Here is a 14,511-nt window from a genome sequence, read left to right on the forward strand (position 1 = left end):
CCTCATGTTCGGATTCGATGTAATCAGCGGTACGGTCGCCCGCGAGGTGATCTCAGAATCACGGAAGCAACTGATCGGTATCGTCAGGGACGCCTATCTGGCCCATGAGGCCGGGGGCTCGGTGAACCCGAACAGCTACTTCCTGCGCTTCCCTGAGAAGCCCTCGGCGCGGATCATCGCGCTCCCCGCCTACCTCGGCGGCGGCTACGACGTGGCCGGCATCAAATGGATCGCGAGCTTCCCCGAAAATGTCGAGCACAACGTCCCCAGAGCGTCCGCCGTCCTGCTGTTGAACGACTACGCCACGGGATACCCCTTCGCCTGCCTGGAGGCGTCCCAGATCAGCGCAGCGCGCACCGCGGCGTCCTGCGTGCTCGGAGCCGCGCAACTGCACGGCTCCCGGCGCGCGGCGAGAATCGCCGTCGTCGGGGCCGGCATCATCGCCCGCAACATCCTCGACTTCTTCGTCGCGGACGGCTGGGACGTCGGGCGGTTCGCCCTGTACGACCAGGTGCCGGGTTACGCCGACGCACTGGTGTCGTACGCCCGCGAGACACTGAACACCGAGGCGGAGCGCACGGACAGGCTCGAATCCGCTGTGCAGGGCGCGGACTTGGTGGTACTGGCAACGACGGCCGGAGCTCCCTACATCACCGACCCCCACCTCTTCACGCCGGGCCAAGTGGTGCTGAACATCTCCCTGCGCGACATCGCGCCCGAGATCATCCTGGGCGCGCACAACGTGGTCGACGACGTCGACCACTGCCTGACCGCCAACACCTCCGTGCATCTGGCGGAACAAAGCTGCGGACACCGCGGGTTCGTCGACGGAACCCTGGCCCAGGTGATCGAGGGAAAGATCCGGTTGAGCGACGGCAAACCGCGCATCTTCTCCCCCTTCGGCCTCGGAGTCCTCGATCTGGCCGTGGGTTCCTTCGTCTACCGCAGCGCGGTGGAGTCGGGCCGCGCAACGGGCATCGACGGCTTCTTCGCGGAGACCGAGCGGTGGCAGAAGTAATGCACCGCCCCGACGACAAAAGGACTGTCATGCCGCTCGACTCCGAAGGTTTCTCACTGATCGAACTGCCGCCGCCCTCCGCGGAGTTGTTGGCGACGTACGACGAGCTGCCGCTCGACCCCTACATGGGGCACGGAACCCGGTACAAGAAGTTCTCGCAGTACCGGATGACGGCGTCGGCCGGCAGCGGGTGGAGTTTCCGTCTGCTGCCGCACCGGGACTACACCGCGTTCAAGAAGTTCAACCCCGTCGGTGGCGGCATGCGCCGCACATATCCGCCGCTCGACGCGGACTTCACGCCCCTCATCGCCGTGGGTGCCCGAGCCATGGCGCTGGACCGGGATGAGGATTGGCAGATCAACGTGCACCAGAACCGGAGCCGCGCGGAGCGGGGACGTCCGGGTCCGCTCACGCCGGAGGGTGTGCACCACGACGGGCACGAGTTCGTGATGATCGGTGTCCTGCGCCGGGAAGGGGTCACGGGCGGCGAGACGCGGCTGTGGCATCCCGGGGCCGAGAAGCCCTTCTGGACCGGCACGTTGGAGCCCGGCCAGGCGGTGCTCCTCGACGACCGGCGGCTCGCCCACGACGTGACGGACATCGTGTCCGCAGGGGAGCAAGCCGGCCACCGCGACATCTTCATCGTCGCCTTCTCGCGCTGGAGCGAGAAGTGGTACGGCGACGAGCATGACGCCGCAGCGCTCTCGGACGACAAGAAGCGTCCGGGCGAGAACGACGAGAACAGACCGGACGAGAACCGACCGGACGAGAACTGACAGGACGGGACTGCACTCCACATGTACACGGCATCCCACCCCAGCTGTGCCGACGACAAGAACATGCTCGCCAAGGGCGTATCGGCGCTCCTGCGAGATCTGGAACACCGATCCGCCGACGAGTTGCTCCAGATGTCCGACGACTACGGGTTCCGCGGTGACCTCGCCACCACGTGCCGCGCGCTGACGAGCCGCGCCTACGACGACGGCGACCGGACGGCCCTGGAGGAGGTCCACAGCACCCTGTCCCTGATCTACGACCGCGAGTTCTCCGCCCGCTCCGTCGAGGAGTCGGAACACGAACGCGAACCGATCCTGCGGGACGTGGCGGCCGTCCTGGAGCGTGCTGTGCTCGGACACGAGCTGGAGCGGATCCCCGAGGCGTGCGTCACCGGCTACCCCGAATCGGGCCCGGAGTACGTCCGCTGGCTGAAGGCGGTGATCAGCGACCACCCGGCCGGCTGGCACCCTCTCTACCACCAGCATCTCGCCGAACACGGCAGCGCGGAGGACCTCCGCCTGCTGCTCGCCCAGGAGACCAGCCTGGACCCGCGCTTCGACGACATCCTTGCTCTCCTCCAGATCGGTCGGCACGGCGTCGAGAAGATGGAGATCGCCGCCAACTACTGGGACGAGATGGGCAACGGCGAGTCCGCAGGGGTACACACCACCCTCTTCGGGCAGGCGCTGGAGGCGATCGGCGCCGACCCGGCGTACATACGCCGCGTCTTCCTGCTGGAAGCGGGGATCTCCGGCAACATCTCCGCCTGCCTCGCCCTCTCCCGTCGCCACTACCACAAGGCCGTCGGCTACTTCGGAGTCACCGAGTACCTGGCCCCTCGCCGGTTCCGTTGCGTGGTCGACGCCTGGCGACGCCATGACCTGGACGAGGTCGGCATCGTCTACCACGACCTGCACATCGGGGTGGACGCCGGTCACGCCGCCGGCTGGTTCAAGAACGTGATCGGCCCGCTGGTGAGTGCCGATCCGGCAGCGGGCCGGGACATCGCCCTCGGCGCGATGATCCGACTCAACACCTCCCGTGACTACCTCGACACGCTGCTGGAACGCATGCGTGCCGACGCCCCGGCCCCGGCCGGGGTTTGAGAGGGCGCCGGTGAACAGGGGAGCCTTTCCGGCCATGGAGTTCGCCAAGTACGAGGCTCTGGGCAACGACTACATCGTCATCGACCCGAGCGGTTCGAGCTTCGTACCACGGCCCGAGCACATTCGGCTGGCGTGCGACCGCCACCACGGCCTTGGCGGGGACGGTCTGCTGTACGGCCCGCTGCCGGCCGAGGAGGGCTTCCGGCTGCTCACCTTCAACGCGGACGGCTCCGAGTGCCCGCAGAGCGGCAACGGCCTGCGGATCTTCGCCAGGTACCTGCGCGAGTTCGGCCATACCGACGCGGACACCTTCACGCTGCACTCGCCCGCCGGTCCCGCCACGGTCCATGTCCTCGACATCGACTCGGGCACGGTGAGCGCCGACCTGGGCACGCCCTCACTGGACAGCCGCGCCATCGGGGCGGTCGGCCCCGCTCGCCTCATGCTGGGCGAACCCCTGTTCGCCGCCGGGGAAAGGTGGGAGGTCACCGCCGTCCAACTGGGCAGCCCCCACTGCGTGATCCCCGTGCCGGACCGGCCCGCCGACGAGGCCCTGGCCCGTACGGTCGGCGCGGCCGTGCGCGACCACGCGATGTTCCCGGGCCGGATCAACGTCGAACTGCTCGACGTGCTCGACCGGGAGACCATTCGGATCGAGATCTTCGAGCGGGGCGCCGGGTACACCCTTGCCTCCGGCAGCAGCGCCTGCGCGGCCGCCGTCGCCGCTCACGCCCTGAACCTCACCGGCCCGCGGGCCACGGTCCGCATGCCCGGGGGAAAGGTCGAGGTCAGCATCGGCGAGGACGGCGGAGTCACCCTCACCGGTGTGGTCCACCCGGTGCTGCGGGGCCACTGGGCGCCGGGCATCGGTCAACGGCTGTCCGAGGGGGTGCTCGCGTGATCCGGACCGGCCTGGGCTCCGGGTACCCGATGCGCCGCTGGGTCTTCGAGGACGCCAAGGACCGTTACGACATCGACCTCGGCGACAGCCACGTGGACTGCTCCACCGTTGGCGACCTGCCGTGGCCGGCCGACCTGGTCCTGGATTACGGCAACGACGCCGGCAGCGCCCGGCTCCGCTCGCTCGTCGCGGACTGCTACGGCCGGAGCGTCGACGACGTGGGCATCACCCACGGGGCCCAAGAGTCGCTGTACCTCCTCTACCGCGCGCTGCTGCGGCCCGGTGACCACATCGTGGTCTTCACCCCGGGCTGGCAGCAGTCCCGTTTGGTGCCGGAGGCTCTCGGGTGCGAGGTTTCGTCCGTGGGCCTGACGGCCGACGGGCGCCCGGACGTAGCCGCCGCGGTAGAACTCATCGGACCCCGGACCAAGGCGGTCGTGCTCAACTCGCCCTGCAATCCGAGCGGACGGCGCCTCGCGGACGACGAGGCGGAACCGCTGTTGACCGCGCTGCGCCGGCACGGCGGGCACCTCCTGCTGGACGAGGAGTACGTGGCCGACCTCGCCGCCGGCTCTCTGCTCGGCCGCTTCGAACTCGCGGTGTCCGTCTCCAGCCTCTCCAAGGTCTACGGGCTCCCCGGGCTGCGGACGGGCTGGATGTGCGGTCCCCCGGACCTGGTACGTGCCGCGATGGACCTCAAGCACCTCACCACCATCTCCAACTCCGTGCTCACCGAGTGGCTGGCCGCCGAGGTCCTGGAGCGCCGTGAGCAATACCTCGACCGGTACCAGAGGTTGACCTCGGACGGGTACCGGACCCTGCGCGCATGGGCGGCCGGGTACGAGAGCGCGGTGCGCGTCATGGAACCCGAGGGGACGCCGTTCGCCTGGCTGTCGCTGCATACCGGCGAGACGTCACTCTCGCTGTGCCGGCGCGTCCTCGACCAGGGCCGTGTCCTGCTCATGCCCGCCGAGGTCTTCGACAGCGGACACGGCCTGAGGATCACCTTCGCGCGCGAGGAGTCCGTGCTGCGCGAGGGCCTGGGCCGCCTCGGTGCGCTGCTCGACGACCGGAGCGGCTGATGAGCGCCGGGGGAAGGGTCTCCCAGGCGGACGCGGCCGACCCGGACGGCACCGCGGCCCTGGTGCCGAGACTGACCGGCGACGCCGAGGACGCCCGCGCGGCCGCCACGCTGTTCGACGGCATCCACGGCGCCGACGGTCCATGGCGGCCGGTACGCCCCCTGCTGCTCACCTCACGCGACTACCGCAGGACGGCGGAGCTGTCCGCCCGCGCCGCCCGACTGGTGCTGGACGCCGTCCGGCGCCGGGCTCGGACCGCCGGCGAGCTGCTGGCCGCCCTCGGCTCCCGGCCCGAGGCGTTTCCCCTGCTCGACCACGACGCCCCACTCGGCAGGCACCTGCTGACCGCGATCCGCCCTGACATCCTGATGGAGCGCGGCACGCCCCGGTTCGTCGAACAAAACGTCGACAGTGCCCTGGGCGGCGTGCTCCAAGCCGATCTCGTCGCCACCCGCTTCCAGCGGCGCTACCGACACGCGCCGCTGCCCGGCGGGCTCACGCTCACAGCTCCGCCGTCGGCAGTCGAGGCCCGGGCCGAGGCCCTGCGGTCCTTCCTCGACCTGCCCGAGGGGGCCGCCGTCCTCCTCCCGCACTACAGGGTGGGCAACCTGCCGGGGCTGGCCGAGGACCCCGCTCGGTTCGCCACGTGGCTCGCGCCCGTTTTCCGCAGCGCCCGGCGCCACGGCATCGAGCTGTTCAGCCATCCGCTGGAGGACCTCACCACCGACCGGGAGGGCCGTCTTCGGGCCGGTAGCCGCCAAGTGACAGGTGTCCTCCGGTCGTTCGTCAGCCACGGCCAGGGCGCGAGCCCCGGCCTCGCGGCGCTGGCCCGCTCCCTGTCCACGAGGACGGTGGGGATGTTCACGCCGGAGGCCACCATGCTTCTCACCAACAAGAAGACGCTGGCCTGGCTCTGGGATGACCTGGACCTACTGCCGTCGCGGGATCGCGAGTTGGTCACCGCGCATATCCCGAGGACTCTCCCACTGGAGGCGACCGGGTGCGGAGCCGCTCCGCACGAGGCCTTGGCGGGCCGCTCCCGGCTCGTCCTCAAGCCCGCGGACGGCTTCGGAGGCCGCGGCGTCGTCATCGGGGCCGCAGTGTCCGACGAGACCTGGCATGCCGAAGTCCAGCGGGCGGCGCGCCAGGGCGGCCACGTCCTCCAGGAGCGCGTCGAACCGGACCTGGTCCGCCTCGGCTTCGTCCACACCGCCAGCGGCGAAGTCACCCACGCCGAGGTCCCCTACGTCCTCGGCCCCTTCCTGTACGGACTGCGCGCTTCCGGGGTGCTGGTGCGGCACGGCACTCCCTCGGCCGGGCTCGTGCTCAACGCCGGCGCGGGCGTCGTCATGAACAGCGTCCTGCTGGTGGGGGCGTGAGACGGCCCATGCGTGCCTGCCCGAAGCAGCCCGCCCCGTCCGCACCGGCGGACCGGCAACTGGGCGCTCCGTTCCGAATCTTCCAGGCGTCCGTCCTGGGCTCCAATCTGGCAGACGGCGTCTACCTCGTCACGCTGCCGCTGCTGGCCCTCTCCCTGAGCGGCTCGGCACTCATGGTCAGCGCAGTGGGCGTCGCCATGCGGGCGCCGTGGCTGCTGCTGATCCTGCCCGCGGGAGTGGTCGTCGACCGCTGCGCGCCGATGGCCGTCATGAACTGGGCGTCGAAGTGCCGCTTCCCGCTGGTGACCGCGCTCGGCCTGCTCGCCTGGGCGGGGCTGCTGCCGGTGTGGGCGCTGGTGGCCGGCGCATTCCTGATCGCGGCGACGGGGACGTTCGTGGACCTGGCCGCCCAGTCACTCCTGCCGCGTCTGGTCGCCCCGGAGCTGCTGCCCAGGGCCAACGCCAATCTGCAGTCCGGCCAGACCCTCGCAGCGCAGTTCGCGGGACCGGCCCTGGGCGGCGTCCTCGCCACGATGCAGGGCGTGGGCTTCACTGTCGCGGCCGTGCTCTACGCGGGAACGCTGGTCGGCCTCTCTCTGCTGAACCGCCGACCGGGCCCGTACGGTGCGCACGTCCAGCCGGCCACGCCGCGGGAGCCGGGGCCCGCCGGCCGCGGGCTCGCGTCGATGGGCCGGGACCTGCGCGAGGGCGCCGCCTACTTCAGACGACGCCACGACCTGATCGGCCTCGCCGCCGTCGCCGCCACCGGCAACATCGCGTTCGCCGCCACCATGACGATGCTGCCGGTGTGGGTGGTCTCCCCCGGGCGGCTCGGACTGCCGAGTTCGGCCATGGGCGTCATCGCCGCCGCTCCCGCCGTGGGCGGCGTGCTCGCAGGCCTGGTGGCCGCACGCCTGCTGAATCGCTTCGGCGGGCGGGCGGTGCTCGGCTTCTGCGCCCCCGCCGTGGGGCTGTGCCTGGCCGCGATCGCCCTGCCGACCCCGTCGGCCGCGTTCGCCGCCCTGGCCGTATGCGGAGGACTGATGGTGCAGCTGAACGTGATGAGCATGACCCACCGGCAGTCGACCATCCCGACCGCGCTGTTCGCACGGGTCAATTCCGTCTACCGGTGGATCATCCTCGGCGTCTCCCCTGTCGGAGCCCTGCTCGGCGGCCTCGTGGCGCAGCGGTTCGGCACCGGCGCGGTGTTCCTGTCAGGGGGCATGGTCGCCCTGGCCGCGGGCGCCCTGCTGCCCGTCCTGCTCTTCCCCGCCGCACGCCAGGCTTCCGCCCCCTTCGACCCATCCCGACCGACCGACGAGGAACTGACCCATGACTGAACAGCTCCAGGAGTTTCCCACCGACTGGACGCGTGCCCTGGCCATCGTCGCGCACCCCGACGACGTCGAGTACTCCGCCGCAGCGGCGGTCGCGACCTGGATCGACGAGGGCAAGGAAGTCGTCTACCTGATGGCGAGCAGGGGCGAGTGCGGGATCGACGGTCTGGACCCCGAGAAGGCAGCACCGGTCAGGGAGCGGGAACAGCGCGAAAGTGCCGCGGTCGTCGGCGTGAAGCAAGTGGATTTCCTCGACCACCCCGACGGCCTGATCGAGTACGGCACCGCACTGCGCCGGGATCTCACGCTCGCGGTGCGCAGGCACCGCCCAGAGCTGGTCTTCACGCTCAATCACCACGACCACTGGCGCGGCGTGTCGTGGAACACTCCGGACCACCGCAACGTCGGCCGGGCCGCCCTCGACGCGGCGGCCGACGCCGCCAACCGGTACCTGTTCCCGGAGGAGGGCCTGGAGCCCTGGGAGGGAGTGCGCTGGCAGGCAGTGGCGGGATCCCCGTACCCCACGCACGCCGTGGACGTCACCTGGGCTGTGGAGCGCGGCGTCCGGGCGGTGCTGGAACACGCCACCTACCTGGAGGCGCTCACCGACGACGACCCGGAGGCCTACGTCCAGAGCTTCCTGGGCCGTAACCTCGCCACCGCCGGAGAGCGGTTCGGCGGCCGGCCGGCAGTGTCCTTCGAGGTCTTCCACCGCGACGCATACCGAATGCGCGGCGGTGAGGTCCACTACCGCTGAACCCGCACCGCCCCCGCCCGGCTTCGGACCGACCGTAGGGACTCCGCTCGTGCACATCGCCATCGTCGACGTCAATCCCCCAGCAGTACAGGCCATACGGCTCGCCAAGGAGGCGGGCCACCGCGTGACGTTCCTGCAGCCGGCGCTGACGCAGTACGCGCTCACCGGCGACACCCTGAAGGCCGTGCGGTCGGTGGACAGGCTGATCGACAGGATCGACACAACGGACCCCGTCGTCGTACGGGAAGCGCTCGAAAAGTGCCACGCCGAGTCGCCGATCGACGTGGCCGTGACCTTCCAGGAACTGGCCGCCGAGGCAGTGGCCGCCGCCTGCGTGAGCCTTGGGCTGCGCGGTACGGCGGCCGACGCGGTGCTCACCGCCAGGCGCAAGGACCGGTGCCGGGAGGCACTCGAGGACGCGGGGCTGGCGTCCGCCCGCTGGGCCCGCGCGTTCGACGTGGACGAGGCGCTGACCGCAGCCGAGCGGATCGGCTACCCCGTCGTGATCAAACCGCCGTCCGGCAGTGCCAGCCTGCTTTCGTACGTGGCCGACGAGCCGCTGGAGGCGGCGGTCGCCTGCCGAGACGTGCTGACCGGCACCGACGGGGTCCCGGCGCACTGGCGGGCCCAGTTCTCGCGGGGCGTCCTGGTGGAGGAGAAGCTGACAGGCAGGCTGGTCTCGGTGGAGATCGGGGCCAGGCAGGGCACGTTCTTCCCCTTCTGCGTCACCGGGCGGTTCCGCGCACCGGACAATGAGGTGGTCGAGCTGGGATCGTGCGTCCCAGCGGGACTCTCGCCGCAGGAGACGGCTGACTGCGTCGCCTACGCCGAGGAGGTGTGCCGAGCCATCGGAGCCGACCAGGGAATCTTCCACCTGGAGGTCATGGTGACCGAACGCGGGCCGGTCCTGGTGGAGTTCAACCCGCGGGTCATGGGAGGGGGCCTGCCGCACGCCTACCGGCACGCCACCGGGCAGGACATCTACCGCTCCTGGCTGCAGCTCATGACCGGGGAACCGGTCGACGTCCCCGGCGAGATCACCGGTTGCACCGCCGTGTTCGCGGTCGTGCCCCGAGACGGCGGACGGCTCTTCGACACGGCCCGCCTCACGCCGCTCGAGGGGCAGGCCGACGTCCTGGAGGTGATCGGGTTCGACGCCTACCGGACCGGCCCGGGAGAGGCGGTCGCCCCCGGCCGGGCCGTCGCCCGCTTCATCCTGCGCGCGGTGAACCGCAGGGTCGCGGTGAGCAGGGCCGAAGAGCTGCTGGGCCGGTTGGAGGGGACGCTCGGCATCCGGCTGATGACCGGCGACCTGGACGGATGAGCCACCGGCCACCGTCCCTCCTGTACGGCGGTCAGAGCAGTCCGTGCGCGCGGAACTCGTGCTCCACCATCGGGTCGTCCAACACGTCCAGCGCGACGAAGTAGGAGATCGTCCGCTTGGCCGTCGCCCGGGTGTGCGCGGCCACGGTCCGCTCGTCGTACACCTCGGCGAGGACCTGTTCGGCGTCGTCGCGCTTGAGCCCGTAGCCCAGCAGCTCGGCACGCACGGCGTCGGTGTCCGGCTGCAGGAAGGCCGCGATCAGCCGGGGCACCAGAAGGGCCGCCTCCCGCCGGGCCGCGGGATCGAGGGCGGCCCACAGGTAGCGTAGGAAGGCGGCGAAGTATACATGGTGGCGGCCCTCGTCCGCGGCGTGGTCGCGGATCGTCTCCCGCACGGCCGGCACGATCTCGCTGTCGACCGGCAGCTCGGCCAGACTCGCCGATATCAGCGTCTCCGAGACGGTCACGAAGAGCAGTTCGGCCAAGGGACGGGTCTGCGGCGGCAGCTCCTGCTGGATCTCCTCCAGCCGCCTCAGAAAGTAGGGCTGGTCCGGCAGCACCGGGGCGATACCGGTGGTGTCACGGACCTGGCGCATCAAATCCACCGAGAAGAGGGCGTGGTAGGCCTCGTCGCAGTAGATCTTGTAGGCGTCGAAGCGCATCTCCTCAGGAACTTCGACGCCGACGCTGCCCTGCGCGATGCCGAGCACGGCGCGGTTCACCACCAGGGTCTCCAGCTTGGCGGTGAAGTTCAGGTAGCGGTAGAGGTGCTGGATCAGCACCGCGTCGAACAACTCGGGGCGCAGATCGGTGATGAGCGGGTGGCGCGCGACCGGCACCAGATCGGGAGAGAAGTAGCGGGAAGCATCGGCGGAAGGCGTACTCAGCTCACGCCGGGGCGCCCGGCGGACGGTCGCCCGCTCGGACCAGCGGGCGAAGGGGGAGGTGTACGAGACGTCGGCCTGCTCCCCGTCCCTCCGAGCCCAGGGTGCGGGCCCGGATGTGGGCTCGGAACCGGTGACGGATTCCAGACCCTCGACGGGCGCGGCGCCGACCGGAGCGAGTGCCTTGCGGGGGCAGTAGGTCAGGGCGGAGCACCCCACGAAGAGCCCGACAATCCCGCACATCGCTGGTTCCCAATCGTTGGTGAAGGTGGTGGCAGGTCAGGCGCTGGGCAGGTCCAGGACCTTGCACTCCGCGAGCTGGCCGATCAGTTCCAGGGCGTCCGTGACCGCCTCGTCGACATCGATCCCGTACTCCTCGGCGAGCAGGGCCCCGATACCGGCCACGGAACGTTCCCCGTCCACGCAGGCCAGGATGAAGGCCGCGGAGTCGGACAACTCCATGGCGTTGGGTCCGACGGCGATGACCGTCTTGTCACGGAACCTGCGGAAGCGTGCCTGCAGGCCGAGCTGGGGCACGACATCGGCCGCTGAGATGGTCATGGCCATTCAGATCTCCACCCTCATGGAAAGGTGCTTGCACAGGGACATCACGTCACGGACCCACGTGGCCGGGGCGTCCGGGACGAAGTCGCGCATCGTCTCGACCGCCCAGTAACGCTCGTACGACAGCGCCTGCGGAGAGGCCGCCCGCATGCGCCGGGCCCGCCACTTCACCAGCCGGCCGCACTCCCCGTGCGAGGCGACCAGGGCGTCCACCGAGTGTCCGAACGCCTGGCGGACCGACAGCACCGCGCTCGCCTCGTCGCCCACGGCCAACTGCCCGAGGGCGTCCTCCGCGAAGTCGTCGGCGTTGGTCAGGCAGTGCGTCACCACGGCCGCTTGGAACGCCGACTCCTCGATCAGCCGCTGCTGCCGGCGCACCCACTCCTCGCCGTCCAGCGGCCGGCAGACCAGCAGCCGCTCCAGCAGTTGCTCCTCGTCCCGGGTCAGCATCTGGCCGATGGTTCGGCCCTGATCGAACGCCGCCCAGGACACCTTGGTGAGGATCTCCTCCACCTGGCCGACCGTCCAGTACTTGACCTCCCAGCGCCGCTCCTCGGTGTAGAAGTACTCCGTGGGCACGTCGGGATGGCTCAACGGGACGCGGATCGTACCGGAGGAGGCGCCGGCCCACGGTTTCTCGCTCACCAGGTAGATGTCGAGATCGCTCAGGTCGTTGCCCCAGCCACGGGCAAGGGAGCCGACGACGAACGCGGAGTCGTGGCTGTCGGGCAGCAGCTCACGCCCGGCCAGTTCGTCCAGGCAGCGGGTGAAGTCGAAGCTCATGCGGGCGTTGGCCTTCCGGAGCGCGTCGAGAGGAGGAGTGGACATGGCTGGTGGCCTGCCACCACACACGCCGGTGGCAGGCCGGAGGCCCGGTTACTCTCCCGTCCCCGGGGTGGAGAGGGTGAGCAGACCGAACTCAGCTGACTGGTGGAGCAGTTCCTCGACGTCGGAGAGTCCGCACTCCGCGTCCGCCAGGAGCTCGCCGAGAGTGCGCTGTCCGTCGATGCCGTCGAGCAGCCGCTGCCACTGCGGCATCTCGCCGCCGTCGATGACGAACTGGATCTCGCCGTCAGTCACCAGGTAGCGCAGGAGCGGGTCCTTCTGGTCGGTGAGCAGCAGGACCGAGTCATCGAGTGCGGGCACGATCCCATCGTGCAGATCGGGCCGCCGGAGCACCCGGGCCTCGATGCCGTCGCGCTCCGAGTCCCAGTCGGTGACGGTCAGTTCGACCGGGGTGGAAGCGGGTGTCGCCTCCACCGGCGGCGGGGGCGGCTGCTGGAGCATCACGTCCAGCAGTCCGAGGTTGACCACGCGGAGCAGGAACTCCACATGCCCGGAGGCGGGGTCCTGCTGCAGGGCGCGCAGGGTGGCACGCGCGTTGTCCGCGTCGAGGTACTCCTTGGCCCGCGGGCCGGACAGGGCCTCTTCGAGCAGGGCGTCGCCGTCCGCCGCGAGCATGCCCGCGAAGGCGCGGTAGGTGTGGCGGATGCCTTCCCCGTAGAAGAACCCGACCTTGGTCCGCTCGGCGAACTCGGTCGGGAGTACCCCGTCCAGTCCGTCGCGCAGCAGCCGCTTGTCCCAGGTGAGTTGGGAGCGCAGCGACGGCGGGACGCAGGCGGACAGTTCCACGAGACGGTGGTCCAGGAAGGGCACCCGGGCCTCGATGCCGCTGCCGGCGGCTGTCCGGTCCTCGTGCCAGCAGTTGTACTGCTGGACGTCGCGGTACTTCCAGCGCAGGTACCGCTCGTAAGGGTCCTCGGCGGGCGTTCCACGACGCAGCACCTCGGTGCGCACCAGCGGTCGCGGGGACTGCTCCCACCAGGCCGCGAGGCCGCGGTGGCGGTGGCGTTCGTCGCGCAGCGCCATGTCGTCGATACCGGACTCGAACTGCGCCCAGTCGTCGCCGAGCCCGGCCGTGTAGCCACCGTTGAACTCGTCGCTGCCCCCGCCCAGCAGCATGCCCTTGATTGCGGGGTACCTCGCCTTGACGAAGCGGTACAGCTCCCGCTTGTAGAAGACCTCGGGGCCGCACTGGGGGCTCTCCAGCAGCCACAGTAGGTTCTTCCACTCCTGCCCGGCCGGCACCCGGGAGGCGTCGAAGAGAACCTGGTGGTTGTCGAGTCCGTAGTGCCGGGCGACGCGATGTCCGTACTCGGCGTCCTCGTTGGCGAGGGTGCTGCCGTTGAGAGCGGTGAACGTGCGGGGGCGAATGGTGCTGAGGGCGGCGATCGACGCGGAATCGACGCCGCCGCTGAGGAACAGCCCCACCTCGGTGTCCGAGGTCTCACACTCGCGCACCGAGTCGGCGAGCGCCTGCGCGTACCGCTCGGTGAACTCGGCAGGGGAGAGTTCCTCACGCAGATCCGCCGAACGCGGGAAGGACCAATAGCGGTGATTCTTGGTGCTTCCGTCGCGCAGGTCGATGGTGACGATGGTAGCGGCCGGCACCAGTTCGACACCGCGGAACCAGGTGTTGGGAGCGCCTTCGACGAAATCAGGAGCTCCGGTGAGCGCCTGATCGGAAAGGGCGCTGTCCCAGTCGAGTTCGCGCGGGCAGGCCGGGTCTTCGAAGAGTGTCTTTATCTCGGATCCGAAGACAATGCGCTCGCTGTTCCGGTGATGGAACAACGGCTTGATGCCGAACCGGTCGCGGGCGAAAAGGAGGCGATTTCTCTTGCGGTCATAGAGAACGATCGCGAACATGCCCCGGACGTCATCCAGAAACCGCAGGCCCTTTTGCTGGTAGAGATGGACCAGCACTTCGCAGTCGCCGCCGGTCCGAAGGTGGACTCCGGAAGGGAGGGTCGCGGCCAGTTCGCGGTGGTTGTAGACCTCGCCGTTGGCGATGAGGACCACGTCGCCGTCGGGGCTGTGGATCGGCTGTCCGCCGGTGGCGGGGTCCACGAGGGACAGTCGCGTGAAGGCCAGAGCGACCGGCCCTGAGCGCAACAACTCCTGATCGTCGGGGCCTCGGTGGGCCACGGCCCGCGCCATGCGACGCAGAAGACCGTCAGTGTCCGGCGACAGCGCCTGCCCATCGGTGCGGGCCAGACCTGCAAGGCCGCACATATTCACCTCACTCGATCTCGGAGTCCTGCCAGAAAAGGATTTACGCCGGGGTGGCGAGGCCCAGAGGACCTCGGCACCCCGGCGCTCGAATCACACGACCATGCTCAGAACGGTCCCGTAGGAAACCTTCTTGGTGGCCGGCTTGGTGTACTTCTTCATGTGAAATCACCTCCTTTACTTGGGGAATAAGCGATCCAGCGGTCCCCGGTAATCGGGAGCCCGTCGGTTTCGCTGGAACGACACTATGCCGCCGAGGGCGATCAGCGCGCCTTCACCATCCTGCAATGCAGGATGCTGAGCTCAGTGCGGAC

General features: G+C 69.8%; 13 protein-coding genes. 9 read left to right on the forward strand and 4 right to left on the reverse strand.

The window, feature by feature from the left end; translation table 11 throughout:
* The first annotated feature begins 4 nt into the window (after positions 1–4).
* Genes sbnB through ACZ56E_RS13120 form a run of 9 tightly spaced genes read left to right on the forward strand, consistent with a single transcriptional unit; the run spans position 5 to position 9,681 of the window.
* Entirely contained in the window at positions 5–1,018 is a 1,014-nt protein-coding gene (sbnB, locus tag ACZ56E_RS13080) for a 2,3-diaminopropionate biosynthesis protein SbnB (protein ID WP_471213793.1), read from the forward strand.
* A gap of 29 nt (positions 1,019–1,047) precedes the next feature.
* A complete protein-coding gene (locus ACZ56E_RS13085; protein ID WP_471213795.1) occupies positions 1,048–1,794 on the forward strand; it encodes a 2OG-Fe dioxygenase family protein in 747 nt (248 codons plus the stop codon).
* A 21-nt stretch (positions 1,795–1,815) separates the two neighbouring features.
* Positions 1,816–2,901, forward strand: a complete 1,086-nt coding sequence (locus ACZ56E_RS13090) for an iron-containing redox enzyme family protein (RefSeq protein ID WP_471213796.1) — start codon at positions 1,816–1,818, stop codon at positions 2,899–2,901.
* Between the two features lie 34 nt (positions 2,902–2,935).
* Positions 2,936–3,802 carry a diaminopimelate epimerase gene (dapF, locus tag ACZ56E_RS13095; protein WP_471213797.1) on the forward strand — a complete coding sequence of 289 codons (867 nt, stop codon included), beginning with the start codon at positions 2,936–2,938 and terminating at the stop codon, positions 3,800–3,802.
* Complete coding sequence (locus ACZ56E_RS13100) at positions 3,799–4,884, forward strand: aminotransferase class I/II-fold pyridoxal phosphate-dependent enzyme (RefSeq protein WP_471213799.1); 1,086 nt, start codon at positions 3,799–3,801, stop codon at positions 4,882–4,884. The genes dapF and ACZ56E_RS13100 overlap by 4 nt, the downstream gene beginning before the upstream one ends.
* Positions 4,884–6,263 carry a hypothetical protein gene (locus ACZ56E_RS13105; RefSeq protein ID WP_471213802.1) on the forward strand — a complete coding sequence of 460 codons (1,380 nt, stop codon included), beginning with the start codon at positions 4,884–4,886 and terminating at the stop codon, positions 6,261–6,263. Before ACZ56E_RS13100 ends, ACZ56E_RS13105 begins: the two co-directional genes overlap by 1 nt.
* Positions 6,260–7,603, forward strand: coding sequence for an MFS transporter (locus ACZ56E_RS13110; RefSeq protein WP_471213803.1), 1,344 nt, complete (start codon positions 6,260–6,262; stop codon positions 7,601–7,603). Before ACZ56E_RS13105 ends, ACZ56E_RS13110 begins: the two co-directional genes overlap by 4 nt.
* Positions 7,596–8,357: a PIG-L deacetylase family protein gene (locus ACZ56E_RS13115; RefSeq protein WP_471213805.1), complete on the forward strand. Its 762-nt coding sequence runs from the start codon at positions 7,596–7,598 to the stop codon at positions 8,355–8,357. Before ACZ56E_RS13110 ends, ACZ56E_RS13115 begins: the two co-directional genes overlap by 8 nt.
* Positions 8,358–8,406: 49 nt before the next feature.
* The gene (locus tag ACZ56E_RS13120; RefSeq protein ID WP_471213807.1) at positions 8,407–9,681 is read left to right on the forward strand and encodes an ATP-grasp domain-containing protein; all 1,275 of its coding nucleotides are present in this window, start codon (positions 8,407–8,409) and stop codon (positions 9,679–9,681) included.
* A gap of 31 nt (positions 9,682–9,712) precedes the next feature.
* Here the strand turns inward: ACZ56E_RS13120 and ACZ56E_RS13125 are convergent, their stop codons facing one another.
* From ACZ56E_RS13125 to asnB, 4 genes are read right to left on the reverse strand one after another with little or no spacing between them, the layout of a single operon-like run.
* Complete coding sequence (locus ACZ56E_RS13125; RefSeq protein WP_471213808.1) at positions 9,713–10,807, reverse strand: diiron oxygenase; 1,095 nt, start codon at positions 10,805–10,807, stop codon at positions 9,713–9,715.
* 36 nt (positions 10,808–10,843) lie between these two features.
* On the reverse strand, positions 10,844–11,125 hold the full coding sequence (locus ACZ56E_RS13130) for a PqqD family protein (protein ID WP_471213810.1): 282 nt from the start codon (positions 11,123–11,125) through the stop codon (positions 10,844–10,846).
* A gap of 6 nt (positions 11,126–11,131) precedes the next feature.
* Positions 11,132–11,956, reverse strand: a complete 825-nt coding sequence (locus tag ACZ56E_RS13135; RefSeq protein WP_471213811.1) for a hypothetical protein — start codon at positions 11,954–11,956, stop codon at positions 11,132–11,134.
* A 48-nt stretch (positions 11,957–12,004) separates the two neighbouring features.
* A complete protein-coding gene (asnB, locus tag ACZ56E_RS13140; protein WP_471213813.1) occupies positions 12,005–14,200 on the reverse strand; it encodes an asparagine synthase (glutamine-hydrolyzing) in 2,196 nt (731 codons plus the stop codon).
* Positions 14,201–14,511: the final 311 nt, after the last annotated feature.

Source organism: Streptomyces sp. NPDC039480 (assembly GCF_055597165.1).